Annotated in this window: 2 protein-coding genes; one reads left to right on the forward strand and one right to left on the reverse strand. The window is 44.2% G+C overall.

The genetic code is table 11. The annotated features are described in order from the left end of the window. Positions 1-467: 467 nt before the first annotated feature. A complete protein-coding gene (gene bluB / locus A372_RS0100550) occupies positions 468-1,109 on the forward strand; it encodes a 5,6-dimethylbenzimidazole synthase (RefSeq protein WP_019418913.1) in 642 nt (213 codons plus the stop codon). Between the two features lie 214 nt (positions 1,110-1,323). On the opposite strand, the gene A372_RS0100555 is transcribed toward bluB, so the two are convergent. Next, entirely contained in the window at positions 1,324-1,629 is a 306-nt protein-coding gene (locus A372_RS0100555) for an RHS repeat domain-containing protein (RefSeq protein WP_019418914.1), read from the reverse strand. Positions 1,630-2,449 lie beyond the last annotated feature (820 nt).

Genomic DNA, 2,449 nt, shown 5'->3' on the forward strand with positions numbered 1-2,449 from the left:
CTTTAGCCGTGTGGAGTGTCAACGAAGGGAAGTGTGATGAAAATGTCCATGAAAACACGATGTGAAGTGATTCATCCCCAGGTTACCTGCCCTTCGTTCTCCGAAGGCCAGACCGACGGTCATCAAGCGATAGCCAGTTGTCTAACTTCGCGCACAACCAACCATGATTGCCTGCGATTGGAATGAAACACGTCCGGGGCGCTAGAAATCGATTTGGTCGAACACAACGGCGAATCGTCGCTCGACTCAAACGTAGAATGAAAAACAAGTAGAAAATTGATCTAATTTGTCGGATATGTGGAATCTATGATATCCTTAAAGGGTGAACGGATCGAGGAGTAGATAATTCGAGATGATACCGATTTCAAAACAACGTAGAGAAAGAAAAAATCCACATTATCCACATTATCAAAGAATAGCTACAATGGATGATGGAGACACGATACAGAATGAAAGAGGCGCATCACATGTTTAATGAGATCGAAAAAGAAGCAGTTTATAATGTCATTCATAAAAGAAGAGACATTCGGAATTTTCTTCCGAATCCTGTACCTAAAGAGATTATCGACCGAATTTTACAAGCGGCACACCATGCACCCTCTGTAGGATTTATGCAGCCATGGAATTTCATTATAGTGGATTCTATGGAAGTCAAAGAGAGATTAGCTTGGGCGACAGAAAAAGAAAGACGAGCTTTGGCGATTCATTACGAAGAAGAGCGCGCTACCCAATTTTTAAGTTTAAAAATTGCAGGAATTAAAGAGGCGCCCTTAACGATCTGTGTCACCTGTGATCCAACAAGCGGGGGCTCGCATGTACTAGGACGAAATTCGATTCCGGAGACGGATATTCTTTCTACAGCATGTGCAATCCAAAATATGTGGTTAGCGGCGTGTGTAGAAGGTTTAGCCATGGGATGGGTAAGTTTTTACAAAAAAAATGATGTTCGAGATATTTTGCAAATACCTCCGCACATTGACCCTGTTGCTTTAATTTCCATTGGATATACGGACGACTACCCTTCTGCTCCCATTTTAGAACAAGTGAAGTGGGAAAAACGAAAATCTCTTGAAAATCTAATATTTCATAATAAATGGGGAGAACAATAAGCGAATGGATTGTAACAAGCTATAGTTATTTAGCTTGTTACTTCTCATCGGCTTTGGTCTGGGCAATTTTGAACATATTACGGTACGAGCAAGGGAAGCGGAAAATTTGACTTAGCCGCTCGATTCATTCGTCACTGGGTGGGGGTAAAGGATTGCCGCCCTCAAGGTCTTAAATTTATTGAAAAACAACATGAAACAAGAACACTTTTTACTGTCAGTTAAAGAGAGCAGGTAGTACTCGAATGATTTCTCCCTCATACGCATCCTCATTTATAAACCGCCCAATCTCCGCCTTATAATACCGCGCTTGCGCAAAGTACAGCCCGTTCTCCTCATACGGATAGTCCGTATAGGCGAAGTTCACGGCTCGACCAACTTGCGGCTGTGTTAGCAGTAGGCCAAATTCATCGTAGCTGTACGCCTCCGTCAGTTTGCCTTTCGGATCCTGAATCCCAATAATGCTCCCCAGATGATCACAGGAATAGCCCCCGCCCTCTCCGTTGCTGTGCTTCTCGTGCAAACGATCCAGGCAGAAGCTGTACTTTCCTACAGCTTCTGCCCCTCGTATACCGCCAACACATCATTGTACGCCGGGGGCAGGTGAATTACAAAGTCGTACGTTTTCCCGGCTGTTTTGCTCTGAGCGCGCGCGCCTAAGCCGTCATAGCGGTACTCAGATATTTTTTTCCATCCTCTACGACCTTCACAAGCCAGTTCGTCTCGTCGAACGTGAAGCTCTCCAGCGCTTTGCTGCCCTGCGTGACCCTGGTAAGATTTCCACGCCGGTCATACTCATACTGGTTTGGCGCTCCTCCTGCTTTTTCCTCCAGCAACTGGTTCGCTGCATTGTAGGAATAGGTAACCGAGCCACCTGATCCGGTTTTCTCGATCTGGCGGCCTTTTTGCTATTTCAAAATTGTATTTTATTGGATAATCAACAGGCTTTCCGGGCATTTCCGGGATGAAAAATGAGTAGCAGTTATCCTGCTAATTCCTTTAATTTTCCCACATTTTCAAGGAGCAAAGATCACGGATTCAGGTTACTATTTTCTCCTATGTGATGGTAAGACCAGTGGAATTGTTCATTATTCGCCGGGTATTGACAAAAAGGGTTTGGAATTGAAAATGGCTAAAATCGCGGCTTCGATTTTGCGATTATCTTGCCTGCCATCCGCTGTAACCTGTCAATCGTCTGTGAAAATGTCACTTGTGTGATCAGAGGTCAGCCTTACCAGGTGAACTCTGCATAGCTATTATGTTGTGAATACATTGCATCTTGGAACGAACTTTTTTTTGTGGTACGCTTATTTTTAGTGGTATCATACGTGGTTTTCCACGGA

Origin of the sequence: Paenibacillus sp. OSY-SE (assembly GCF_000283315.1) — a bacterium.
In the GTDB taxonomy this organism is placed as follows: Bacteria; Bacillota; Bacilli; order Paenibacillales; family Paenibacillaceae; genus Paenibacillus_B; species Paenibacillus_B profundus.